The organism is Streptomyces sp. NPDC086519, assembly GCF_040686075.1.
Classification (GTDB): domain Bacteria; phylum Actinomycetota; class Actinomycetes; order Streptomycetales; family Streptomycetaceae; genus Streptomyces; species Streptomyces shenzhenensis.
In genome coordinates, this window is sequence record NZ_JBFBJL010000019.1 from 85,534 (window position 1) to 108,408 (window position 22,875).

General features: G+C 71.0%; 23 protein-coding genes and 2 pseudogenes. 8 read left to right on the plus strand and 17 right to left on the minus strand.

The features are described 5' to 3' along the window. The first annotated feature begins 42 nt into the window (after nucleotides 1–42). A pseudogene (locus tag AB0P24_RS19835) lies at nucleotides 43–327 on the plus strand (hypothetical protein). Here the strand turns inward: AB0P24_RS19835 and AB0P24_RS19840 are convergent. The 12 genes and pseudogenes from AB0P24_RS19840 to AB0P24_RS19895 all read right to left on the minus strand — a co-directional run bounded on the left by AB0P24_RS19840 (nucleotide 305) and on the right by AB0P24_RS19895 (nucleotide 12,405). After that, nucleotides 305–1,243 carry a glutaminase gene (locus AB0P24_RS19840; protein WP_365795672.1) on the minus strand — a complete coding sequence of 313 codons (939 nt, stop codon included), beginning with the start codon at nucleotides 1,241–1,243 and terminating at the stop codon, nucleotides 305–307. The pseudogene AB0P24_RS19835 and the gene AB0P24_RS19840 overlap by 23 nt on opposite strands. A gap of 36 nt (nucleotides 1,244–1,279) precedes the next feature. Further along, the gene (gene aspA / locus AB0P24_RS19845) at nucleotides 1,280–2,695 is read right to left on the minus strand and encodes an aspartate ammonia-lyase (protein ID WP_365795674.1); all 1,416 of its coding nucleotides are present in this window, start codon (nucleotides 2,693–2,695) and stop codon (nucleotides 1,280–1,282) included. Nucleotides 2,696–2,858: 163 nt separating this feature from the next. Next, on the minus strand, nucleotides 2,859–3,869 hold the full coding sequence (locus AB0P24_RS19850; protein ID WP_365795676.1) for an asparaginase: 1,011 nt from the start codon (nucleotides 3,867–3,869) through the stop codon (nucleotides 2,859–2,861). A gap of 43 nt (nucleotides 3,870–3,912) precedes the next feature. Beyond that, a complete protein-coding gene (locus AB0P24_RS19855; RefSeq protein ID WP_365795678.1) occupies nucleotides 3,913–5,352 on the minus strand; it encodes an amino acid permease in 1,440 nt (479 codons plus the stop codon). Then, nucleotides 5,349–6,026, minus strand: a complete 678-nt coding sequence (locus AB0P24_RS19860) for a FadR/GntR family transcriptional regulator (RefSeq protein ID WP_365795820.1) — start codon at nucleotides 6,024–6,026, stop codon at nucleotides 5,349–5,351. Before AB0P24_RS19860 ends, AB0P24_RS19855 begins: the two co-directional genes overlap by 4 nt. 182 nt (nucleotides 6,027–6,208) lie before the next feature. Beyond that, complete coding sequence (locus AB0P24_RS19865) at nucleotides 6,209–7,045, minus strand: undecaprenyl-diphosphate phosphatase (RefSeq protein WP_365795680.1); 837 nt, start codon at nucleotides 7,043–7,045, stop codon at nucleotides 6,209–6,211. 72 nt (nucleotides 7,046–7,117) lie between these two features. Then, nucleotides 7,118–7,492: a fluoride efflux transporter CrcB gene (gene crcB / locus AB0P24_RS19870; RefSeq protein ID WP_365795682.1), complete on the minus strand. Its 375-nt coding sequence runs from the start codon at nucleotides 7,490–7,492 to the stop codon at nucleotides 7,118–7,120. Further along, nucleotides 7,489–7,878: a DUF190 domain-containing protein gene (locus AB0P24_RS19875; RefSeq protein ID WP_365795684.1), complete on the minus strand. Its 390-nt coding sequence runs from the start codon at nucleotides 7,876–7,878 to the stop codon at nucleotides 7,489–7,491. Before AB0P24_RS19875 ends, crcB (AB0P24_RS19870) begins: the two co-directional genes overlap by 4 nt. Next, nucleotides 7,875–8,336 carry a fluoride efflux transporter CrcB gene (gene crcB / locus AB0P24_RS19880; protein ID WP_365795686.1) on the minus strand — a complete coding sequence of 154 codons (462 nt, stop codon included), beginning with the start codon at nucleotides 8,334–8,336 and terminating at the stop codon, nucleotides 7,875–7,877. Before crcB (AB0P24_RS19880) ends, AB0P24_RS19875 begins: the two co-directional genes overlap by 4 nt. A gap of 189 nt (nucleotides 8,337–8,525) precedes the next feature. After that, nucleotides 8,526–8,621, minus strand: a pseudogene (locus AB0P24_RS19885) (ArsR family transcriptional regulator); the annotation flags it as partial. A 53-nt stretch (nucleotides 8,622–8,674) separates the two neighbouring features. After that, nucleotides 8,675–10,237, minus strand: a complete 1,563-nt coding sequence (locus AB0P24_RS19890) for a glycosyl hydrolase 53 family protein (protein WP_365795688.1) — start codon at nucleotides 10,235–10,237, stop codon at nucleotides 8,675–8,677. Nucleotides 10,238–10,383: 146 nt separating this feature from the next. Further along, complete coding sequence (locus tag AB0P24_RS19895; RefSeq protein WP_365795690.1) at nucleotides 10,384–12,405, minus strand: beta-galactosidase; 2,022 nt, start codon at nucleotides 12,403–12,405, stop codon at nucleotides 10,384–10,386. 240 nt (nucleotides 12,406–12,645) lie between these two features. Here AB0P24_RS19895 and AB0P24_RS19900 point away from each other — a divergent pair, with 240 nt between their 5' ends. From AB0P24_RS19900 to AB0P24_RS19925, 6 genes are all read left to right on the plus strand, one after another. Then, complete coding sequence (locus tag AB0P24_RS19900; RefSeq protein WP_365795692.1) at nucleotides 12,646–13,962, plus strand: extracellular solute-binding protein; 1,317 nt, start codon at nucleotides 12,646–12,648, stop codon at nucleotides 13,960–13,962. A gap of 128 nt (nucleotides 13,963–14,090) precedes the next feature. Next, a complete protein-coding gene (locus AB0P24_RS19905) occupies nucleotides 14,091–14,933 on the plus strand; it encodes a sugar ABC transporter permease (protein ID WP_365795822.1) in 843 nt (280 codons plus the stop codon). Further along, on the plus strand, nucleotides 14,930–15,835 hold the full coding sequence (locus tag AB0P24_RS19910) for a carbohydrate ABC transporter permease (protein WP_365795694.1): 906 nt from the start codon (nucleotides 14,930–14,932) through the stop codon (nucleotides 15,833–15,835). Before AB0P24_RS19905 ends, AB0P24_RS19910 begins: the two co-directional genes overlap by 4 nt. Continuing rightward, on the plus strand, nucleotides 15,832–16,866 hold the full coding sequence (locus tag AB0P24_RS19915; protein ID WP_365795696.1) for a LacI family DNA-binding transcriptional regulator: 1,035 nt from the start codon (nucleotides 15,832–15,834) through the stop codon (nucleotides 16,864–16,866). Before AB0P24_RS19910 ends, AB0P24_RS19915 begins: the two co-directional genes overlap by 4 nt. Before the next feature lie 239 nt (nucleotides 16,867–17,105). Then, nucleotides 17,106–17,456, plus strand: a complete 351-nt coding sequence (locus tag AB0P24_RS19920; protein WP_365795698.1) for a VOC family protein — start codon at nucleotides 17,106–17,108, stop codon at nucleotides 17,454–17,456. A gap of 96 nt (nucleotides 17,457–17,552) precedes the next feature. After that, nucleotides 17,553–17,954 (plus strand): MarR family transcriptional regulator, encoded by a 402-nt coding sequence (locus AB0P24_RS19925; protein WP_181809483.1) that lies wholly within the window; start codon nucleotides 17,553–17,555, stop codon nucleotides 17,952–17,954. Nucleotides 17,955–17,997: 43 nt separating this feature from the next. On the opposite strand, the gene pqqB is transcribed toward AB0P24_RS19925, so the two are convergent. The 3 genes from pqqB to AB0P24_RS19940 form a co-directional block, all read right to left on the minus strand. Beyond that, a complete protein-coding gene (gene pqqB / locus AB0P24_RS19930; RefSeq protein ID WP_365795701.1) occupies nucleotides 17,998–18,888 on the minus strand; it encodes a pyrroloquinoline quinone biosynthesis protein PqqB in 891 nt (296 codons plus the stop codon). Between the two features lie 62 nt (nucleotides 18,889–18,950). Next, the gene (locus tag AB0P24_RS19935) at nucleotides 18,951–20,063 is read right to left on the minus strand and encodes a hypothetical protein (protein ID WP_365795703.1); all 1,113 of its coding nucleotides are present in this window, start codon (nucleotides 20,061–20,063) and stop codon (nucleotides 18,951–18,953) included. Between the two features lie 50 nt (nucleotides 20,064–20,113). Continuing rightward, on the minus strand, nucleotides 20,114–20,515 hold the full coding sequence (locus AB0P24_RS19940; RefSeq protein ID WP_181809386.1) for an SseB family protein: 402 nt from the start codon (nucleotides 20,513–20,515) through the stop codon (nucleotides 20,114–20,116). Here AB0P24_RS19940 and AB0P24_RS19945 point away from each other — a divergent pair. Beyond that, entirely contained in the window at nucleotides 20,514–20,717 is a 204-nt protein-coding gene (locus AB0P24_RS19945) for a hypothetical protein (protein WP_365795705.1), read from the plus strand. The genes AB0P24_RS19940 and AB0P24_RS19945 overlap by 2 nt on opposite strands. Here AB0P24_RS19945 and AB0P24_RS19950 read toward each other — a convergent pair. Beyond that, on the minus strand, nucleotides 20,714–21,259 hold the full coding sequence (locus AB0P24_RS19950) for an isochorismatase family protein (protein ID WP_365795707.1): 546 nt from the start codon (nucleotides 21,257–21,259) through the stop codon (nucleotides 20,714–20,716). The genes AB0P24_RS19945 and AB0P24_RS19950 overlap by 4 nt on opposite strands. Continuing rightward, nucleotides 21,256–22,731: a cytosine permease gene (locus AB0P24_RS19955; RefSeq protein WP_365795709.1), complete on the minus strand. Its 1,476-nt coding sequence runs from the start codon at nucleotides 22,729–22,731 to the stop codon at nucleotides 21,256–21,258. The genes AB0P24_RS19950 and AB0P24_RS19955 overlap by 4 nt, the downstream gene beginning before the upstream one ends. Between the last annotated feature and the right edge of the window lie 144 nt (nucleotides 22,732–22,875).

A 22,875-nucleotide genomic window follows, 5' to 3' on the forward strand; every position in this document is an offset into this window, starting at 1 on the left:
CGCCGGCTCGAGAGGCCCTCGGAGGCGTCCCTTGCCGGTCGAGTGGAACCGCAGATCGTGCACGCCCGGGACAACCGGGAGTCCGCGGAGCGCTTCGAGGAGTTCGACGCCGCGTACGCGCGGATCGGGCAGCGCGGCATCGAGCACTGCGCCGACCCGCGCCGGTGACAGCCCGGCACGATCAACCGCGACGGCGGCGGCCGCGGCGTGTACTTCAGGGACCCGGCGGGCCACGCCATGGAACTCATCACCGTGCCGTGCGGCGGCCGGACCACGCAGGCACCCGCGCCAGGGGCCGCACGTCCTAGAACACCGACAGGCCGGTGAGCGTCGTGAACCGGTCCAGCGCGGCCACGCCCGCCACCGAGTTGCCCCGCTCGTCCAGACCGGGGCTCCACACGCACAGGGCGAGGCGGCCCGGCACGACGGCGATGATCCCGCCCCCGACCCCGCTCTTCCCCGGCAGCCCGACCCGGTACGCGAACTCGCCGGCCGCGTCGTAGGTCCCACAGGTCAGCATCACCGCGTTGACCTGCTTCGCCTGGCTTCTGGTGAGGAGGCGGGTGCCGTCGGCGCGGATGCCGTGGCGGGCCAGGAAGGTGGTGGCGAGGGCGAGGTCGGCGCAGGAGGCGCGGAGGGAGCACTGGCGGAAGTACTGGTCGAGGAGGAGCGGGACGTCGTTGTCGATGTTGCCGTAGGAGGCCATGAAGTGGGCCAGGGCGGCGTTGCGGTCGCCGTGCTGGGACTCGGAGGCGGCGACCTCCTTGTCGAAGTCCAGGGAGGAGTTGCCGCTCTCGGCGCGCAGGAACGCCAGCAGCTCGCCGGCCGCGTCTCCGGTACGGGTCTGGAGGCGGTCGGTGACGACGAGGGCGCCCGCGTTGATGAAGGGATTGCGCGGGATGCCCTGCTCGTACTCCAGCTGGACCAGCGAGTTGAAGGGATTGCCGGAGGGTTCGCGGCCGACGTGTTCCCAGAGTTCGCCGCCCTCGCGGGCGAGGTCCAGGGCGAGGGTGAAGACCTTGGTGACGGACTGCGTGGAGAACGGCTGCCGCCACTCCCCCACGCCGTAGACCGTGCCGTCCAGCTCGGCGACCGCCATGCCGAAGCTGCGGGGATCGCAGGCGGCGAGGGCCGGGATGTAGTCGGCGGGGCGGCCGCGGCCGGGCGTGCGCTCTATCTCCTCGGCGATCCGCTCCAGGACCGGCAGGAAGGCTCGGGACGACGTCATTGTCACGATCACCATTGTGTCTCCGAACCGGTCCTGGTGCGTACTCGCAGGTCAGGCGAGAGGTGCGCCGCTCCCGGCGACGACCTCGGGGCGCAGCAGGTCGGCGAGCCGCTCGGCGGGCAACAGGCCCTTCTCCAGGACGAGTTCGGCGACGCCGCGGCCGGTGACGAGGGCCTCCTTGGCGATGTCGGTGGCCGCCGTGTACCCGATGTACGGGTTGAGGGCGGTGACCAGGCCGATGGAGTTCTCGACGGTGGCCCGCAGCACCTCTGTGTTGGCGGTGATGCCGTCCACGCACCGCTCGGCCAGCGTCAGGCAGGCGTTGCGCAGGTGCGTGATGCTCTCCGAGAGGGAGTGCAGGATGACCGGCTCGAAGGCGTTGAGCTGGAGCTGCCCGGCCTCGGCGGCCATGGTGATGGCGACGTCGTTGCCGATGACCTCGAAGGCGACCTGGTTGACGACCTCGGGGATCACCGGGTTGACCTTCCCCGGCATGATCGACGAACCGGCCTGCACGGGCGGCAGGTTGATCTCGCCGAGGCCCGCACGCGGCCCCGACGACAGCAGCCGCAGGTCGTTGCAGCTCTTGGAGAGCTTGACCGCGACCCGCTTGAGCACGCCGGACATCTGGACGAACGCCCCGCAGTCCTGGGTCGCCTCGACCAGGTTGGCGGCGGTGACCAGGGGCAGCCCGGTGATCTCGGCGAGGTGCCGGCGCGCGGACTCGGCGTAGCCGGCGGGCGCGTTGAGGCCGGTGCCGATCGCCGTGGCGCCGAGGTTGATCTCGTGGATCAGTTCCACGGCCTCGGCGAGCCTGCTGCGGTCCTCGTCCAGCATGACGGCGAAGGTGGAGAACTCCTGCCCGAGCGTCATGGGAACCGCGTCCTGCAACTGCGTACGCCCCATCTTCAGCACGTCACGGAACTCGACGGCCTTGCGCCCGAAGGAGTCCTGCAGCACGGCCATCGCCCTGAGCAGCCCGCGCACCGCGAAGACCGTCGCGATCTTGACGGCGGTCGGATAGACGTCGTTGGTCGACTGACCGAGGTTGACGTCCTCGTTGGGGTGCAGGTACCGGTACTCCCCCTTCCGGTGCCCCATCAGCTCCAGTGCCCGGTTGGCGACGACCTCGTTGGCGTTCATGTTCGTCGACGTCCCGGCGCCGCCCTGGATGACGTCGACGACGAACTGGTCGTGCAGCTTGCCGGCCCGTATCTCCCGGCAGGCGGCCACGATCGCGGCGGCCTTCGCGGGCGCCAGCAGCCCCAGCTCCTCGTTGGCGAGAGCGGCGGCCTCCTTGACGGCGGCCAGCGCGTCGATCAGATGCGGGTACGCGGAGATCGGCGTGCCGGTGATCGGGAAGTTCTCGGTCGCGCGCAGGGTGTGCACGCCCCAGTAGGCGTCGACGGGCACATCACGGTCGCCGAGCAGGTCGTGTTCGCTGCGGGTGACGAGGGTGGTGGTCATGAGGGTGGGAATTCCTCTTTCGGAGGGAGTGAACTTTCCAAGCCCGGAACTACAGCGCCCCGACAGGGGCGCTGGGGGTACCCCCGGCCGAAGGCTGGGGGAGGAACCGCGCGAGCGGCCGCAACGGACCCGCAGTCGCCGACCGACGACTCGACCGGACCCACTAGGCGCAAACCGAAACCGGCTCCAGCGAACGGACGGGCCGCACACACCCGACCGCCCGACCGCCGCCGAGCAACGCCTCACCGGCGAACTCGGTGAGCAGCGACGGATCGACCCCGGCCCTGGCCAGAGCGGCCGCAGCGACCGGCACCCGCGCCCGGTTCGCCCCGTCGGCGATCTTCACGGCCACCGCGCGCCCGTCCGGCAGTGCCGCGACCTCGACGCCCTCGAAGCCGTCCTTCGCCAGGAGCCCCGGCACGGCCGCCATCAGCGCGGCCACGTCGCGCCCCGTGCCGGACGCCATCTCGGCATGCTGCCGCATCGCGTCGGCGACCCGCGCCTCGGGCGTACCCGGCGCGGCGGCCGCGATCCGCGACACCGCGCGGGCCAGGCCGTGCAGGGAGACGGAGAACAGCGGTGCCCCGCACCCGTCCACGGTCGTTCGCGCGATCCGCTGCCCGGTGAGGTCCTCGACGATCTCGGCGACGGCCTGCTGGAGCGGATGGGCCGGATCGAGGTAGTCGCCCAGCGACCACCCGTTGAGCTTCGCGGTCCACAGCATCGCCGCGTGCTTGCCCGAACAGTTCTGGGCGAGCCGGGACGGCTGCCGTCCCTCGCGGATCCAGATGTCGCGGACGGCGGGGTCGTAGGGCATGTCGGGGACGTTGCGCAGGTCGGCTTCGGTCAGTCCGGCGAGATCGAGGATGCGCCGGGTCCCGGCGAGGTGCCGTTCCTCGCCGGAGTGGCTCGCGGCGGCCAGCGCGAGCAGGTCGCCGTCGAGCGGCAGCCCGGCCCGCAGCATGGCCACGGCCTGGACGGGCTTGAGGGCCGAGCGCGGGTAGAACGCGGCCTCGATGTCGCCGAGCTGGAACTGGACCCGGCCGTCGGCGTCGAGGACGACGACGGAACCGTAGTGGATGCCCTCGACGACCCCGCCGCGGATGAGGTGCGCGACGGGGGCGTGGAGGGGTTCACGGACGACGGGTGCGGCCGCGGGGGAACTGCTGTACATCACTGCCTGGTCTCGGGTGAGTCGGGACGGACCGGTTCGCGGGTCACGCGTCGGTTCCGGTGGACGGGCGCGCGAGGCGGCCGCGGATGGCGTACCAGCCGGCGACCAGCGCGGCGACGATCAGCGGCAGGCAGAGCACGGTGGTGCGTCCGGCGCCGCCGTCGGCGTACATGAGGACCAGGACGGAGGCGAGGAACGCCAGCGTCACGATCTCGGTCCAGGGGGAGCCCGGCAGTCGGTAGCCGGGGCGGATGAGTTCGCCGTTCTGGGTCTTCCGCCAGAACAGCAGGTGACAGAGCATGATCATGCCCCAGGTGGCGAGGATGCCGATCGCCGCGAAGTTGAGGACGATCTCGAACGCGTCGGCGGGGACCACGAAGTTGAGGCCGACGCCGAGGATGCAGATGCCGCTGGTGAGCAGGATGCCGCCGTACGGGACCTGGCTGCGGCTCATCCTCGCGGTGAACTTCGGGGCGGAGCCGTTGACGGCCATGGAGCGCAGGATGCGGCCGGTGGAGTAGAGGCCGGAGTTGAGGGAGGACATGGCCGCGGTGAGGACGACGAGGTTCATCACGCCGCCGGCCGCGGGGACGCCGATGTGGGAGAGGACGGTGACGAAGGGGCTCTGTCCGGCCGTGTACTTGTTCCAGGGCAGCAGCATCGAGAGGAGGACCACCGAGCCGACGTAGAAGAGGCCCACGCGCCACATGATCGAGTTGATCGCCTTCGGCATGATCTTCTCGGGGTTCTCGGTCTCGCCGGCCGCGACGCCGACCAGCTCGACCGACGCGTAGGCGAAGACGACGCCCTGGATGATCAGCAGCATGGGCAGCAGGCCGTTGGGGAAGACGCCGCCGTTGTCGGTGATCAGGGACGGGCCGGGGGTCGCGCCGTCCACCGGGTGCTGGGTGACCAGCAGGAAGATGCCGATGAGCATGAAGATCACCAGGGCGCTGACCTTGACGATGGCGAACCAGAACTCCAGTTCGCCGAAGATCTTGACCGAGATCAGGTTCACGGTGAGGACCGCGGCGAGGGCTATCAGGGCGATCACCCACTGGGGGATGTCGGAGAACATGCCCCAGTAGTGGGTGTAGGTGGCGACCGCGGTGATGTCGGCGATGCCGGTGGTCGCCCAGTTCAGGAAGTACATCCAGCCGGCCGTGTACGCGCCCTTCTCGCCCAGGAACTCCCGGGCGTACGAGACGAAGGCGCCGGAGGACGGGCGGTACAGGACGAGTTCGCCGAGGGCGCGGACGACGAGGAACGCGAAGACCCCGCAGACCGCGTACGCGACGAAGAGGGAGGGGCCGGCGTCGGCGAGGCGGCCGCCGGCGCCGAGGAAGAGGCCGGTGCCGATGGCTCCGCCGATGGCGATCATGTTGACGTGCCGGTGCTTCAGCGACTTGCTGTAGCCGTGGTCCCCGGCGTCGACGTGACGGGACGAGGGGCGCGTCTCGTCTTTGAGGTGCTGTTCGCTCACGCCTCGGTTCCGCCTTCCTGGTGCTGGTCCGTGCGCGCGGGGCGCACGATGTGGGTGAGGGTGGTCTCGACGCGGTCGAGGTGGTGGCTCATGGCGTCCACGGCGTCGGTCTCGGAACCGTCCATCAGCGCTTCGACGATGGCCCGGTGCTCCCGGTTGGACTGCTCGCGGCGGCCGCCCAGCTCGTTGAGGAAGGCCGACTGGCGCGCCAGTGCGTCCCGGATCTCCTCGATGACCCGGCGGAAGACCGGGTTCTGGGCGGCCTCGGCCACGGCCAGGTGGAAGAGGGTGTCCATCGCGACCCAGGCGGTGGTGTCCGTCTCCCGCTCCATGCGGTCGAGCAGATGGGCCAGGTGGTCCAGGTTCTCCGGGGTGCGGCGCAGCGCCGCGTACCCGGCGACCGGGACCTCGACGTGCCGACGCACTTCCAGCAGGTCGCTGGCCGCGTAGTCGCCGAAGGTGGGATCCTCGACGGCACTGGCGACCACGAAGGTGCCCTTGCCGGTCTTGGAGACGGTCAGACCCATGGTCTGCAGGGCCCGCAGGGCCTCGCGCAGGACGGGCCTGCTGATCTCCAGGGTGCGGCAGAGCTCCGCCTCGGAGGGGAGTTTGTCGCCCACGGCGTACTCGCCGCGCTCGATGGCGCCGCGCAGATGCGCCAGTACCGCCTCCATGGCGCTCACGCGACGCGGGGGCTGTCCGGCTGTCGGGCTGTCTGACAGGTTCACGGATGAGATGGTCCGGGTTGCGTACGGACGCTGTCAAGCTTTCCGGAAAGGAAACATTCACGGGGTGCGACACCTGAATGCAGGCATCACACCCCGTTACGGTGCGGTGACGTGTGGGACCGGGGCCGTCAGCCGTTGATGGTGCCCGTGGCGAGGAGGCCGAAGACCGCCAGGCCGATCACGATCCGGTAGAGCACGAACGCGTTGAAGGAGTGCTTGGCGACGAACTTCAGCAGCCAGGCGATGGAGGCGTAGGCGACCACGAAGGAGACGATCGTGCCGACGGCCAGCGGGGCGGCGCCCACGCCCGCGCCAAGGGCGTCCTTGAGTTCGTAGATGCCGGCGCCGGTCAGGGCCGGGATGCCGAGGAAGAAGGAGAGGCGGGTGGCGGCGACGCGGTCCAGGTCGAGGATGAGCGCGGTGGACATGGTGGCGCCGGAGCGGGAGAAGCCGGGGAAGAGCAGGGCGAGGATCTGGGAGCAGCCGACCAGCATCGCGTCCTTGAAGGAGGTGTCGTCCTCACCGCGCTTGTGGCGGCCCATCTGGTCCGCGCACCACATCACACCGGAGCCGACGATCAGGGAGCCGGCCACCACCCAGAGCGAGGCGAGCGGCCCGTCGATCAGCGGCTTGGCGGCGAGGCCCACCAGGACGATCGGAATGGTCGCGTAGATGACCCACCAGGCGAACTTGTAGTCGTGGTGGTAGCGCTCCTCCTTGTGGGTCAGGCCTCGGAACCAGGCGGAGACGATCCGCTTGATGTCCTTGAAGAAGTACACCAGCACGGCGGCGATGGCGCCCACCTGGATGACGGCGGAGAACCCGACGACGGACTGGTCGTCGACGGGGATGTGCATGAGCCCCTCGGTGATCTTGAGGTGACCGGTGGAGGACACGGGAAGGAACTCGGTCACCCCCTCGACTACCCCGAGGACGGCGGCCTGACCGACGGAGATGGCGCTCATGGGATCCAGTTCTGCAGAGTTTGGTCGACAGTGCTGTAGACAGTCTTACAACGGGCGGGTGTGAAGCAAGTCCTAGGCCCACACCGAGTGGGCGATCGCCACCCCGGCGAAGGCCGCCCCGAGCCCCGCCACGAGGCTCGCGACGACGTTGGCGGCAGCGTAGAGCCCGGCGCCGGTCTCGGTCAGCCGGAGGGTCTCGTAGGAGAACGTCGAGTACGTCGTCAGCGCCCCGCACAGCCCGGTGCCGAGGAGCAGCTGAAGGTGCGGACTCGCGGCGCCCGCCGAGGCGGCTCCGGCCAGGAGGCCCAGAATCAGGCAACCCGTGACATTGACCACGAAGGTGCCCCAGGGGAAGACGGAGTCGTGTCCGGCCTGGACGGCGCGGTCGGTGAGATAGCGGAGCGGGGCACCGACCATGGCGCCGAGGACCACCAACAGCCAGCTCACAACGACTTCTTACCCTTCGCGTCCGTTTCGCCCACCTCATCCGGGTTTCCGGTGCGGCCGACGTACCTGATGACCTCACAGTCGTCCAAGGTCACCAGTCCCTCGGTCACCAGTTCGTCGAGCTGCGGCAGGAACGCCCGCACCCGCTCCTCCGTGTCCACGACGACCACCGCCACCGGCAGGTCCTCGCTCAGGGAGAGCAGCCGGCAGGTGTGGATGCGGGAGGAGGCACCGAAGCCCTCGATGCCCCGGAAGACGCTGGCGCCGGCGAGCCCGGCCGTGTGGGCGCGGTGCACGATCTCCGTGTAGAGGGGCTTGTGGTGCCAGGTGTCGTCCTCGCCGATGTAGACGGTCAGGCGCAGGGCGCGGCCGGTCAGTCTCGTCATCGCTGCCTCCGGGTGAGGACACGGCGGGTCACGGTGGCCGCGCACCACACCGCCGTGAGCGCCGCGCCCAGGGTCGCGGCGAGGTAGGCCAGCGCGACGGCGGGCCGGCCGTGGTCGGCCAGTTTCTGGATGTCGACGGCGTAGGTGGAGAAGGTGGTGAAGCCGCCGAGGACGCCGGTGCCGAAGAAGGGGCGGAGCAGGCGGTGCGCGGACAGTCCTTCGGTGATCAGGACCAGGAAGGCGCCGATCACCGCGCAGCCGATGACGTTCGTCCAGAAGGTCGCCCAGGGAAATCCCCAGGCGGCCGTGGGCAGGGCCAGGGCGAGGGCGTAGCGGGCCACGGCGCCGAGCGCGCCGCCGACGGCGACCACCGCGACGACCGGGGCCTGGCCGCGCCACTCGGGCCGCCGCCGCGGGGTCGGCTGGACTCGGAGGCTCTCGGCTTCCGGGGCTGTCATGGTCGTACGTCTCCTGTTCGGCACCGCCCCTGACGGGTGCCCCAGGGTACCGCCGGGCGTACCCGGCGGTCACCTCGCGGTGGGTGCCGCGCGGACCGCGGCACCGGGCTCCCGGACCCTGCCGAGGACCAGGTGGCGGACCAGGTGGCGGCCGGCCCCCGAGTCCCGTGGCGGCAGGGCGGACCGGTCTCACCAGCCCTTCTCGAACATCCGGGCCACTTCGGCGATCCGGATCTCGTCGCGCCGGTAGTAGACGCGGTACCGGATGCGCCTGGTTCGGGACACGGCTGAGGGGCCCGGTCGTCCCCTTACGGCCGGGCCCCTCGTTCAGTGGTGGTTCAGCGGTGCCTGAACCACGCCATGGAGGACAGGGCCTTGTCGTCGTAGCCGAACAGGGCCTGGTTCTCCCAGCCGTTGCCGGAGGAGGCGTCGGTCGGATCCCAGCCGTTGCCGGTGACGGCGGTCCAGGTGGCCTCCCAGTAGAAGACGCCGAGCCCGCGGCCGTTCGGGACGGCCTCGACGATGTTCGCGACGGCGTTCATCCAGGCCAGCTGGCCGGCCGCGGTGGCCGGGTAGCCGGTGACCAGTTCGCTGGTGGTGTCGATCTGGTTCTCCAGCGAGTCGTCCTGGGCGAGGGTGAACGGGTAGGCCGTCTCGGCGACGAAGACCGGCTTGCTGTAGCGGGACGCCACGTCGTCCAGGGTGGTCTGGGCGGCGGCCAGCGAACCGTGCCAGTAGCCGTAGTACGACAGCCCGATCACGTCGTAGTTGATGCCGTAGGTCCTGGCGTTGTCGAACCACCAGCGGACCGTGGCGTCGTCGCCCGCGTTGGCCAGGTGCAGGGCGACCTGGGTACCGGAGGAGACCGCCTTGGCCGCGCTGTAGCCGGAGTTGATCAGGCCGGCGAGCTGGGACCAGTTGCTGGTGGAGCCCTCGGACCAGAGCATGCCGCCGTTGATCTCGTTGCCGATCTGGACCATGTCGGCGGTGGTGCCCTGGGACTTCAGCGCGTTCAGGACGTCGTACGTGTGGTTGTACACGTCGGTCTTCAGCTGGCTGTAGGAGTCGTTCGCCCAGGCGGCGGGCTTGGTCTGCTTGCCCGGGTCGGCCCAGCTGTCCGAGTAGTGGAAGTCGACCAGCAGCTTCATGCCGGCCGCCTTGATCCGCCTGGCCATGGCCAGGACGTGCGCCTTGTCGTTGTAGCCGTCGGCCGGGTTGACCCAGACCTTCAGGCGCGCGTAGTTCATGCCGGCGTTCTTGAGGATGGTGACCGCGTCCCCGGTGGTGCCGGAACTGGTCTTGTAGACGCCGCCCTTGGCCTCGCTCTTGGCCAGTGACGAGATGTCAGCGCCCTTGACGGACAGGCCGGTCGAGCCGGACGCGAAGGTCAGGTCGTCGACGTTGATCCAGTTGCCGGCGTTGGCGTCGGAGTAGACGCTGACCGTGCACTGGTTGCTGGTGACGGCGATCGAGGTGACGATCCGCACCCAGCTGCTGGTGGAGACCGGCAGGTCGGTCTTCTGGTCCGGACTGCCGCAGTTCTTCAGGGATATGTAGGCGGAGTTCTGCCCGCCGCTGGAGCGGACCCAGGCGGTGAGCGTGTAGGTGCCGTTGGCCAGGCCCGACAGGTACTGGTAGGTCTCCACCTTGTAGGCGGAGGCCGAGTAGTGGCTCAGGCGGTAACTGCCGCTGTGGCCGCCGGACTCGGTGTACGAGGCGCCCGTGTCGCCGTACTCCGACCAGCCGGTGGGCGTGGCCGCGCCCGTACCGTCCGATTCGAAGCCACCGTTGGTGAGGGTGCTCGCGGCCTGGGCGGTCTGGGCGGGCAGGGCGGTGAGGGCGAGCCCGGCCACGAGCGGCAGCAGCAGGGCTCTGAGGGTGCGTCTGGGATGGAACGTCATCGTCCGTCGTCCCTTCGACGTGACTGGTCAGGGGTGTCCTCCGGTGGGACCGGAGGAGGCCCCTCCGCCCGCGGCTCTCATGGCACTCGCGGACGGAGGGGAGTCTCGGTGGGCCCGGGCCGGCGGCCCGGGCCCGGCGCGCGGGCTCAGCCGTCGAGTCGTACGACCCGGACGGTGCCGGCGGGGACCGCGAGGCGGCCCGCGGCGCGTTCGCCCGTCAGCAGTTCGGTGCCGTGCGCCTCCAGCGGCACCTTGGCGTCGGTGCCGGTGTGGTTGACGGCGAAGAGGAAGGAGCCGGACTCGCCGGTGCGGCGGACGACCTCGACGTCGCGCGGGAGTTCGGCGCGGGGCGCGATCCCGGCGTCCTCGGCGGCCCGGCCGAGCACGGCGTCCAGGCCGTGCGCGTCCAGGCGCGTCGAGACGTACCAGGCGGTGCCCTCCCCCAGCGGGTGCCGGGTGACCGCCGGGAGGCCGGCGGTGAGGCCGTCGGCGTAGGTCCAGACGGTCTCGGCACCCTGCGGGACGACGAACTCGGTCCACACGTCGCCGGTGAGCTCCAAGCCGTCGGGGCCGGTCAGCCGCACCCGCTGGTCCTTCAGGAGCGGCGAGAACTCCTCCACGCCGAGGCCCAGGGTCTCGCGCAGGGGGCCGGGGTAGGCGCCCTCGTGCACCGCGTCGTACTCGTCGACGATCCCGGAGAAGTACGACACGACGAGCGTGCCGCCGTTCTCGACGTACTCGCGCAGGTTGTTCCCGGCCGCCTCCGTCATCAGGTACAGGGCCGGTACGACGACAAGGGGATAGGCCGACAAGTCGCTTTCCGGGCGGGCGAAGTCGACCGTGAGGTGGCGGTCGTACAGGGCCTCGTAGAAGGCGTCGGCACGCTCGCGCGGGTCGTGGTCCTCGGTGGGGCGCCACTGGAGGTTCTGCGCCCACCAGGACTGCCAGTCCCACAGGACGGCGACGTCGGCCCGGGTGCGGGTGCCCTTGATCTGGCTCAAGGAGTCGAGAGCGGCCCCGAGTTCGACGACCTCGCGCCACACCCGGGTCCCGGTGCCGCCGTGCGGGAGCATCGCGGAGTGGAACTTCTCGGCGCCGCGCCGGGACTGCCGCCACTGGAAGAACATGGCGCCCTCGGAACCGCGGGCCACGTGCCCGAGGGAGTTGCGGGCCATCTGGCCGGGGGCCTTGGCCGGGTTGCGGGGCTGCCAGCTGACGCCCGAGGTGGAGTGTTCGAGGAGCAGCCAGGGGGCGCCGCCGGCCACCGAGCGGGTGAGGTCGGCTGCCATGGCGAGGTTGACGTGGGTGCGACGGCCGTCGGTGATCAGGTAGTGGTCGTTGGTGACCAGGTCGACCTCGCGGCCCCAGGCCCAGTAGTCCATGGAGTCGCACTGACTCAGGGCGGTCATGAAGTTGGTGGTCACCGGGACGCCGGGCGCCAGGCGGTGCAGGATGTCCCGCTCCATGCGGAAGTTCTCGCGGATGGTGGCGTCGGCGAACCGCTTGTAGTCGAGGGTCTGGCCCGGGTTGCCGACGGTCGGGGTGGCCCGCGGCGGGTTGATCTGCGCGAGATCCGTGTAGTGCTGGCCCCAGAAGGCCGTGCCCCAGGCCTTGTTGACCGCGTCGACGGTGCCGTAGGCGCCGGTGAGCCAGCGGCGGAAGTGGGCGGCGCAGGAGTCGCAGTAGCAGGCCGAGACGGGGACGCCGTACTCGTTGTGGACGTGCCACATCGCGAGCGCGGGGTGGTGGCCGTAGCGCTCGGCGAGGCGGGTGGTGATGTTCGCGGCGGCGGCACGGTAGTCGGCGTTGGAGTGGCAGATGGCGCCGCGCGAGCCGAACTCGTAGCGCACGCCCTCCGCGGTCACCGGCAGGGCCTCGGGGTGGGCGCGGTAGAACCAGGCGGGCGGTGCCACGGTGGGGGTGCCGAGGTCGACGCGGATGCCGTTGTCGTGCAGCAGGCCGAGGACCCGGTCGAGCCAGCCGAAGTCGTACTCCCCCGGTGCCGGCTCCAGCAGGGCCCAGGAGAAGATCCCCACGCTCACCATCGTGACCCCGGCCTCGCGCATCAGCCGGACGTCCTCGTGCCAGACGTCTTCCGGCCACTGCTCGGGGTTGTAGTCCCCACCGAAGGCGAGCCTGGTCAGGCCCCTGGGGGTGGTGTCCGGCATGGATCTCTCCCGTTTAATCGATCATTTGGGAACGTTCACACACATGGATCGTGGCGTGAGCCCAACATAACCGCACAGCGTTAACCATTGACAAGTGTCCGGGACGTTTCTCTACTGTGAACGCTCACAGAGCAGGGCACGGACTCGCGACGGGCGATGATCCGTGTCTGAGAACGCTCACACACCATCTGCATGGCTGGTTCCCGCGATGTGCGGGGGCCCAGGTCAGGGGAGAGATCCATGCCGCACACGAAGCGCCGCCGCCTCGTGACAACCGTCGTCGCCGTCTCGCTCGGCGCCACCGCCCTCGCCGCCTGCGGCTCCTCCGACGACAGCAAGGCCGACTCCGGTCCGGTCAACCTGACGTTCTGGAGCTGGGCACCGGGCATGGACAAGGTCGTCGACCTGTGGAACAAGGGTCAGGGCAAGAAGGACCAGATCACGGTCACGTTCAAGAAGCAGGCGTCCGGCGACTCGCTGGTCACCAAGATCCTCACGGCGCACAAGGCGAAGTCCGGTCCGGACCTGGTGCAGGCCGAGTACCAGGCGCTGCCGACGCTGGTCAGCAACGGCGCCGTCGCGGACATATCGAAGGAGGTCGGCGACGCCAGGAGCGACTTCGCCGACGGCGTCTGGCAGCAGGTCACACTGGGCACGGACGCGGTGTACGCGGTGCCGCAGGACATCGGCCCGATGATGTTCTACTACCGCGCTGACCTCTTCAAGAAGTACGGCCTGACCGTCCCCACCACCTGGGACGAGTTCGCCGGGACCGCCCGCGCGCTGAAGAAGAAGGCGCCGGACGTCGACCTGACCACGTTCTCCGCCAACGACTCCGGTCTCTTCGCGGGCCTGGCCCAGCAGGCCGGCGCCAAGTGGTGGACCACCTCCGGCGACAAGTGGAAGGTCGCCATCGACGACGCGGCCACCCAGAAGGTCGCCAGGTTCTGGGGCGGCCTGGTCAAGGAGGGCGCCGTCGACAACCAGCCGATGTACACCCCGGCCTGGAACAAGGCGCTGGACACCGGCAAGCAGATCGCCTGGGTCAGCGCGGTGTGGGCCCCCGGCACCCTGACCACGGCCGCGCCGGACACCAAGGGCAAGTGGGCCATGGCCCCGCTCCCCCAGTGGTCCGCGTCCGAGAACGTCACCGGCAGCTGGGGCGGCTCCTCCACCGCCGTCACCACCGATTCCAAGCACCAGGCGGCCGCCGCCAAGTTCGCGGCCTGGCTGAACACGGACGGCGACGCGCTCAACGCGCTGGCCAAGGAGAGCGGCATCTACCCGGCCGCCACGAACGCCCAGACCAGCGGCGCCTTCACCAGCCCGCCGGAGTACTTCTCGAACCAGGCGGACTTCTACACCGAGGCCGCGAAGATCGCGAAGACCACGGCGCCCTCCGCGTGGGGCCCGAACGTGAACGTCGCCTACACGTCCTTCAACGACGCCTTCGGCGCCGCCGCGAAGAACAAGTCGGACTTCGTGACCGCCCTGAAGACCATGCAGGACGCCACGGTCGCCGACATGAAGAAGCAGGGCTTCGAGGTCTCTCAGTGACCAGCCCCCACCGCCGGAAGCCGTACGGGGTCAAGGGGGCCCCGTACGCCCTTCCGTCTCCCGTCACCCTCAAACGAGCGCGAAGCGCCCCCTACTTCTTCCTCCTCCCCGCCACGCTCCTCTTCGCGCTGTTCTTCGTGCTGCCCATCGGGTACGCGGTCTGGCTCAGCTTCCGCAAGGTGCACGTCTCCGGCCTCGGTCTCGGCGCGGGCGCCCGCAGCGAGGTCTGGGCCGGCCTGGAGAACTACACCCAGGCCCTCGGCGACAACGAGTTCTACGACGGTGCGCTGCGGGTCCTCGGCTACGGCTGCATCGTCGTCCCGGTGATGCTGGGCCTCGCCCTGCTGTTCGCCCTGATGCTCGACTCCGAGCGGGTCCGTCTCGCCCCGTTCACCCGGCTCGCGATCTTCCTGCCGTACGCCATCCCCGGCGTGGTGGCCGCGCTGCTGTGGGGCTTCCTGTACCTGCCGGACGTCAGCCCCTTCTACTTCGTGCTCGACAGGCTGGGCCTGCCGCAGCCCGACCTGCTGGACGGCGGGCCGCTGTACCTGGCCCTGTCCAACATCGCGGTCTGGGGCGGCACCGGCTTCAACATGATCGTCATCTACACCTCGCTGAGGTCCATCCCGGCGGAGGTGTACGAGGCGGCGAAGCTGGACGGCGCCACCCCGATGCAGGTCGCCCTGCGGATCAAGATCCCGATGGTGGCGCCCTCGCTGGTGCTGACCTTCTTCTTCTCGATCATCGCGACGCTCCAGGTCTTCAACGAGCCGACCACCCTCAAACCCCTCACCAACTCGGTCAGCACGACCTGGAGTCCGCTGATGAAGGTGTACGTCGACGCCTTCGGCAAGGGGGACATCTACTCGGCGGCGGCCGAGGCGACCCTGATCGCCGTCGCCACGCTGGTGCTGTCCTTCGGGTTCCTGCGGGCCGCGAACCGCCGAAGCAAGCAGGAGGCAGCACAGTGAGTTCTCTTGCCGTCCGCAAGGCCGCCCCGGCCGCCGGCACCACCCCGGGCACCGCCCAGGGCCCGCCGCTGCGCCGCCGGGTCGCCCTGTTCCCGACGATCACGCTGCTGCTCGGCGCGGTCTACACGCTCCTCCCGGTCGCGTGGGTGGTGATCGCGTCCACCAAGTCCGGCAGCGAGCTGTTCTCCACGTTCACCTTCCTGCCCGGCACCGGCTTCGCCGGCAACCTCAAGGACCTCAACGCCTACCGCGACGGCATCTACTGGCGCTGGATGGGCAACTCCGCCCTGTACGCCGGCCTGGGCGCCCTGCTGTCCACCGGTGTCTCGGCGGTCAGCGGCTACGCCCTGGCGACCTACCGGTTCAAGGGCCGCGAGCCGATCTTCAACGTGCTGCTCGCGGGCGTGCTGATGCCCCCGATCATCCTCGCCGTCCCGCAGTACCTGCTGCTCGCCAAGGCCGGCCTCGCGGACTCCTACCTGTCCGTGCTGCTGCCGCAGATCCTCTCCCCGTACGGCGTCTACCTCTCCCGCGTCTACGCGGCCGCGGCGGTGCCCTCGGACGTGGTGGAGGCCGGGCGGATGGACGGGGCGGGCGAATGGCGGATCTTCACGCGGATCGCGATGCCGATGATGATCCCCGGTATGGTGACGGTCTTCCTCTTCCAGTTCGTCGCCGTGTGGAACAACTTCCTGCTCCCGTACATCATGCTGAGCGACGACGAGAAGTTCCCGCTCACGCTCGGCCTGTACACACTGCTGGCCCAGGGTTCCAACCAGCCCGCGCTCTACACGCTGGTGATCACCGGCGCGTTCCTCGCGGTGCTCCCGCTGATCGCGCTCTTCCTCGTCATCCAGCGCTTCTGGAGCCTTGACCTGCTCTCCGGGGCCGTAAAGTCATGACCATGAGCAGCAGTACGGGGGGCCGGCGCAAACCGCCGACGATCCATGACGTGGCGCGCGAGGCCGGTGTCTCCCGGGGCACCGTCTCGCGGGTGCTCAACGGCGGGCACTACGTCAGTCCCGCCGCCGCGGAGGCGGTCAACGACGCCATCCGCAGGACGGGGTACGTCGTGAACCGGCACGCCCGTTCGCTGATCACCGGGCGTTCGGACTCGGTGGGCTTCCTGCTGACGGAGCCGCAGGAGCGGTTCTTCGAGGACCCCAACTTCAACGTCCTGCTGAGCGGTTGCACGCAGGCGCTGGCGAGCCACGACATCCCGGTGCTGCTGATGCTGGCGGGCACGAAGGACGAACGGCGGCGGATCACGCGGTACATCACCGCCGGGCACGTCGACGGCGTGCTGCTGGTGTCGAGTCACTCCGGTGACCCGGTCGCGGAGGAGCTGCGCGCGGCGGGCGTGCCGCTGGTGGCCTGCGGCAAGCCGATCGGGCTCGGCTCGAAGGTGAGTTATGTGGCCGCCGACGACCGGGACGGCGCCCGGGACATGGTCCGGCACCTGCTGGACGTGGGGCGCCGCCGGATCGGCATGATCACCGGCCCGCTGGACACCCCCGGCGGTGTCGAGCGGCTCGCCGGGTACAAGGAGGTCCTCACCGAGGCGGGCGTCGCGATCGACGAGGCGCTCGTCGTGTCCGGGGACTACAGCAAGGCGAGCGGCGAGGCGGGGGCGGAGCGGCTGCTCGCGCAGGCCCCGGACCTGGACGCGGTGTTCGTGGCCTCCGACCTGATGGCGCAGGGCGTGCTGGCGGTGCTCCAGCGGGCCGGCAAGCGGGTGCCGGATGACATCGCTGTCGGCGGTTTCGACGACTCCCCGGCGGCCACCGCGGTGACCCCGCGGCTCACCACCATCCGCCAGCCCTGGGACCGGATCAGCACCGAGATGGTCCGCGTGCTGCTCGCCCAGATCGGGGGCGAGGACCCGGCGGCGGTGATCCTGCCGACGGAGCTGGTGCGGCGCGAGTCGACGTGAGCCGGACGCGGTCGGGGGTGCCGGGGGTGCCGGGGTCCGCCGCCGGGCGGCCGCGGCCGCGCGTGGGCCGGTCGCGCCGCGCCCGGGCGGCGGAGCCGCCTGTCGATACAGCCCCGCACCCCTTCGGGGCGCTTTCTCAACCGGTCAGGATCGAAGAAGCCGCGGCGGGCGCCGCCGTCCTAGCGTGAGGTCACCGGCCGGAAAGCGCCGGTTCCCTTATCGCGAGGAGTGAGAACGCCATGACCTCAGGCGTGCAGACGATCATCTACCCCGTCAAGGACGCGGCCCGGGCCAAGGCCCTGTTCGGCGCGCTGCTGGGCGTCGAGCCGTACGCCGACGAGCCGTACTACATCGGGTTCAAGGCCGCCGGGCAGGACATCGGCCTCGACCCGAACGGGCACGCCCAGGGGCTGACCGGGCCGACGCCGTTCTGGCACGTCACCGACCTGCGGGAGCGGCTCGCGGCGCTGCTGGCGGAGGGCGCCGAGCTGGTCCAGGACGCGCGGGACGTCGGCAACGGCCGGCTGGTCGCCTCGGTGAAGGACGCCGACGGGAACATGGTGGGCCTGCTCCAGGACCCGGTGGCCTGACCGCCGCCGTACTCCCCGGGCGCTCGTCGTACGGCTGCTTGCACCCGCACTAGTTGCACACTCAACAATTGGCGTGATCGGTGTTACGGTGCGGGTATGGCAGTGAAGACGGCCGAGGCCCGGCTTGAGGAACGGTGGCGGGACATCCTGTCGGTGCACGCGCGCACGATGTGCGAGATCGACCGGGTGCTGCATCCGCACGGGCTGGGCGCGAGCGACTTCGAGGTGCTCGACCTGCTCGCCACCGAGACCCCCGCGGAAGGTGACCACTGCCGGGTGCAGAACCTGGTGGGACGGGTCCATCTCAGCCAGAGCGCGCTGTCCCGGCTGATCGCACGGCTGGAGAAGGACGGCCTGGTGGAGCGGTCCGTCTGCGTCGAGGACCGACGGGGCGTGTGGGTCGCGCTCACCGCGAAGGGCCGCGCCCTGCACGCCGAGGTACAGCCGCTGCAGCGGGCGGTGCTGGGGCGGATGCTCGAAGGCGCGGACACCCCCTAGAGCCCCTGGAGCCCCTGGAGCCCCTGGAGCCCCCTGCGGTCCGCTAGAGCGCGAGCTCGATCCCGTCGGGGAGGACTTCGACGCCCTCTGCGGCCACCCTGGCGCGGGCCCGGGACGTCGGGTCGAGCAGGGGGTTGGTGTTGTTGAGGTGGGTGTAGATCCGGCGGGCGCGGGGATGGCGGGCCAGGGCGGAGAGGCTGCCGTGCGCGCCGGAGACCGGGAGATGGCACATCGCCGCCTGCCGGGGACCGGTGCGGACCGTGGTGCCCATCTCGGCGGCGGTGAAGAAGGTGCCGTCCAGCAGCACGCAGTCGGCCTCCGCGCACAGTTCATCCAATGCGTCGCTCCAGGCACCGACGCACGGGGCGTAGAGCAGCACTCCCCCGGTGGCCAGGTCCTCGACGCGGTAGGCCGTGACCCAGCGGCCGTCGGCCTCGGCGAGCGCGGCCGGGACGTACGCCGGGACCTTGGCGCCGACCGGGTGGGCGGTGACGACCAGGCCGCCGGCCAGCACGAAGCCGCCGTCGGCCAGGCTGTCGGCCCAGTCCCAGGGGGCGTAGCGGTCCAGGGCGGCCTGGACGGGAGCCAGCACCGTCCGCACCGGCGGCGCCGCGTACACCTTGAGGTCCGGCGCCCCGCGCAGCACGGCCAGGCCGGCGACGTGGTCGGCCTCGGCGTCGGTGAGCAGCACGCCCCGCACCGGGGTCTCCCGCGGGCCCGGTCCCGGCCACAGCGCGGCCGTGGCGGTGAGCTGGGCGCGGATGTCCGGGGAGGCGTTGAGCAGCCACCAGTCCCGGCCGTTGCCGCTCAGGGCGACGCACTCCTGGCTTCGGGAGGGCAGCTTGCCGTCCCGGGCGGCGGCGCACAGCGCGCAGGCGCAGTTCCACTGCGGGAATCCGCCGCCCGCGGCGGTGCCCAGCAGGACGACCCTCACGACGATCCGCCCCTCTCGCTCTCCCCGGCCCCTGCTGGGATCTTCCCTCTGGACGCGCCGTGTCACCCGCGTCCGGGGGGAACTTCCGGCCGTCCTTCGGAAGGCCGCCGGTCCACCGGGCGCCGCGGCGGAATCGGCTCCGACGGGAAGTCGCGGCCACCGGTCCACAGCGCGGGTACGGCGTCACAGCGCCGGCACAGCTCGTAGGCGACCGCCTCGTAGTTGACCCGCCAGCCGTGGAAGTGCGGCCAGGCCTCCTCGGTGCCGCGTTCGGCCCGGAAGCCGGTTTTCTCCAGCATGGTCACGGCCTCCTCGAACTCGCCATAGGTCAGCTCGATGGGGGCGTCCGGGGCCGGGTCGGTGTCGAAGGCGGCCCGGACGGAGGCGGCGATGTCACGCAGCGCGGTGAACCCGGCGCGCAGCACCAGCCGGGCCTCCGGCGGGGCGCTGCGCGGGGTGAGCGCGAGTTGCAGGGCCGCCGCGTCCATCACGGCGATCAGGCCGACCAGCCAGCTGCGGTAGGGGCGGGGCGAGCGGAAGGCCAGCAGGACCGGGTAGGTGGCGTGGCTCTCCCCCATGTCCGCGGCCAGCCGCTCCCAGGACCGGTACAGCTCGGGCAGCGCGGTCTCGGTGTCCACGAGCCACTGCCGGGCGAGGATCTCCGGACCCCAGGCGGGCTCCCCGGCACGGGACTGCAGAAGGGTGACCTCCAGTTCGCGGCGGTTGTAGGCGGCGTACAGCGTGGGCAGGTAGGCGATCTGCAGCGCGATGACGACCGGGCCGGTGGCGGCGGCGACGAAGTCGAGCGCGGACAGCCGCAGCCGGGCGCCGCTGGCGAAGCCGAGGGTGAACAGGCTGGAGCCGGCCTCCCGGAAGGCGATGCTCCAGGAGAGCGGCGAGAACGCGTACAGCAGCAGCCCGAAGCCGAGGAACGCCCCGCCGAGCCAGGCGGTGAGCATGCCGATCAGCATGAGCGGGGCGAGCCAGGTCTGCGCACGGTCGATGGCCCGGTAGCCGCCCCGGTGCGCGGCGAGGCAGAGCACGCGGCGCGTGCCCCACCACAGCCGGTAGACCAGCACCGAGTACAGACCACGGGGGACCACGAGCGTACGCAGGATGCTGCGCAGGACCAGGATCAGTACCAGTCCCCCGGCCACCCCGGAGATCCATTCCATGGCGCCATTCTGGCCCGCACGGCGGCCTCACGGTGACCGGAGCCCGTCGGTCAGCCCGCCGGCCGGGCCAGCAGGGTGCGCACTCCCTCCGAGGTGAGCGTCAGCGCGTGCGCCGAGCTGCCGTCGATGGCGAGCGACAGGTTCTCCTCGGGCCACTGCGAGGCGAGCGCGCCGAGCGGCACCACGCGGTAGCGGGAGACGGTCGGCAGCAGGCCGGTCAGCTCCCCCTCCGAGGTGAACACGGGGACGACGGGGTCGCCGTCGGGGCGTTCCAGGACGGGCAGGGCGATCATCGCGGGGTCGGCCGCCTCCGCGGCGTCGTCCGGCACCGGGACCAGCACGTCACTGTGCGCGAGCGTGTCCAGGGCGTCGTGGTCCTCGGCGTTCACGGCCAGCGAGTCGAGAGCCCGCTGGGCCGGCGTCGGGAAGTCGTCGTGTGCGGGTGTCACCATGGCAGATCCCCAGGTAGCGGTGGTGGTACGGGCCGCGCGTCCGGCAGGGTACCGGGCGGCCACGGCACGCGTACCCGGTCCGAGCCAGGCCATGCGGCCGGAACACCACCGGGGCTTTCGCCGCACCCCGGGCACCTCGCCCGGCAGCTCGCGGCCGGAAACCGGCGTCCTGGAGAGCGTGGCGGTGTTCCGCCGGGCCTAGGTGAGCAGCTCGGCGGTGGTCGTCACCCGGATCAGCGGGCGGTAGAGGTCCAGCAGGTGCAGGGCCTTCGCGTGGGAGTCGTCGTCGGCGCCCGCGCAGGCGTCGGCGACGACCAGGACCTCGATGCCGGCGTCGGCGGCCGGCAGCGCTGTGGACAGGACGCAGCAGTCGGTGCTGACGCCGGCCAGGACCAGGCGGCCGTGCGGGGCGGCGCGGGCGGCGAGTTCGGGGGTCCACTTGCCGAACGTCGGGGCGTCCAGGACGACTTCGGCCTGCCCGGCGAACTCGTCCGTCAGGCGCCAGAGTTCGGCGTCGGGGGGCCGGAGCGCGAAGGGCCACCGGTCGTAGTAGGCACGCCATGCCCCGGTGGGGCGGGCGGGGGCGACGAAGCGGGTGAAGACCGTGCGGTCCCCGAACGCCGGGAGCAGGCGTCGTACGCCCGCTGCCGCCTCGGCGTAGCGCGGGGCGGCCCAGGGGCCGGCCGGGTCCGCGAACACGTGCTGCATGTCGATGACGGCCAGGAGGCCGGGCGGGGTGGTCATACGGTCGTCGCCGGGACGCTCGCGGGCAGGGACTCCTGGGCCCGGACCCGGCCGCGGCCCAGGGCCAGGGTGCCGAGGAAGCCGAGCGCCAGGGCGGCCAGGACGCCCAGGTTGGCGTACGCCCAGGCGCCGGACCTGCCGCCGAGGCCGAGCGGGCCCAGCAGATACCCCTGCCAGGTCAGCCAGTTCGCGGCGGTGTTGGTGACCAGGCCCCAGCCGAGGGCCGTGGCGGCGAGAGTGAGCAGCAGGGGCGGAAGGGGGACGTCGCCGTAGCGGCCGTCCGGGCGGTAGAGGCCGGCCTCGTCGTAGTCGCGGCGGCGCAGTGCCAGGTCGGCGAGCATGATCCCGCACCAGGCGGCGATCGGCACGCCGAGGGTGGTGAGGAAGCCCATGAACTGGCCGAGGAAGTCGTCGGCGAAGAAGACGATGTAGACCGAGCCTGCGGTCATCAGGACGCCGTCCGCGAGGGCGGCGAGGTAGCGGGGCACGGGCAGGCCGGCGGAGAGCAGGGCCAGTCCGGAGGAGTAGATGTCCAGGACCGCGCCGCCGACCAGGCCGAGGACGGCCACGACGGCGAACGGGACCAGGAACCAGGTGGGGAGGAGGGTGGTGAGCGCGCCGATGGGGTCGGCGGCGATCGCCTTGTTCAGGGGCGCCGAGGAGCCCGCGAGCAGCAGCCCGAAGACCAGCAGGAGCAGCGGGGCGGCGGAGCCGCCGAAGGTGGTCCAGCCGATCACGCCCCGGCTGGAGGAGGCGCGGGGCAGATAACGCGAGTAGTCGGCGGCCGCGTTGACCCAGCCGAGGCCGAAGCCGGTCATCATGAACACCAGCGCGCCGATGAACTCCTGGGCGGAGCCGGACGGGATCGAGTTCACCGTCGCCCAGTGGATGTGGTCGGCGACGAGGACGACGTAGACGACGGTGAGGACGCCGGTCACCACCGTGATCACGGTCTGTAGCCGCATGATCAGGTCGAAGCCCGTCACACCGCCCACCACGGTCAGCCCGCAGACCACGATCAGCGCGACCGCCTCGGTCTCGGTGCCGCCGCCCCAGCCGAGCCGGGTGAAGACGGTCGCGGTGGCCATGGTGGCGAGGGCGATCAGGACGGTCTCCCAGCCGACGGTGAGCACCCAGGAGACGACCGAGGGCAGCCGGTTGCCCCGGACGCCGTAGGCGGCCCGGCTGAGCACCATGGTGGGTGCCGAGCCCCGCTTCCCGGCGACCGCGATGAAGCCGCAGAGCAGGAAGGAGGCGAGGATGCCGAGGACACCGGCGGCCAGCGCCTGCCAGAAGGAGATGCCGAAGCCGAGCGCGAAGGCGCCGTAACTCACCCCGAGGACGGAGACGTTCGCGCCGAACCAGGGCCAGAACAGGGTACGCGGTGTGCCCTTGCGGTCCACGTCGCCGATCACGTCGAGCCCGTGCGTCTCGACCTGGAGCTGTCTGCCGGGTTCCCGTGCGTCCGCCATCGTCGGCCCATCTGTCCAGGTGTGTTGGCTGGAGGCTAGGTCGGCCGGTGACGACGGTCAAGAACAAATGATCAGGCCGGCCCGGGACAGCGGGCCCGTACGGCACCGCGCCCTGGCAGACCTGTGGCCCCGTCAACCGCGCGG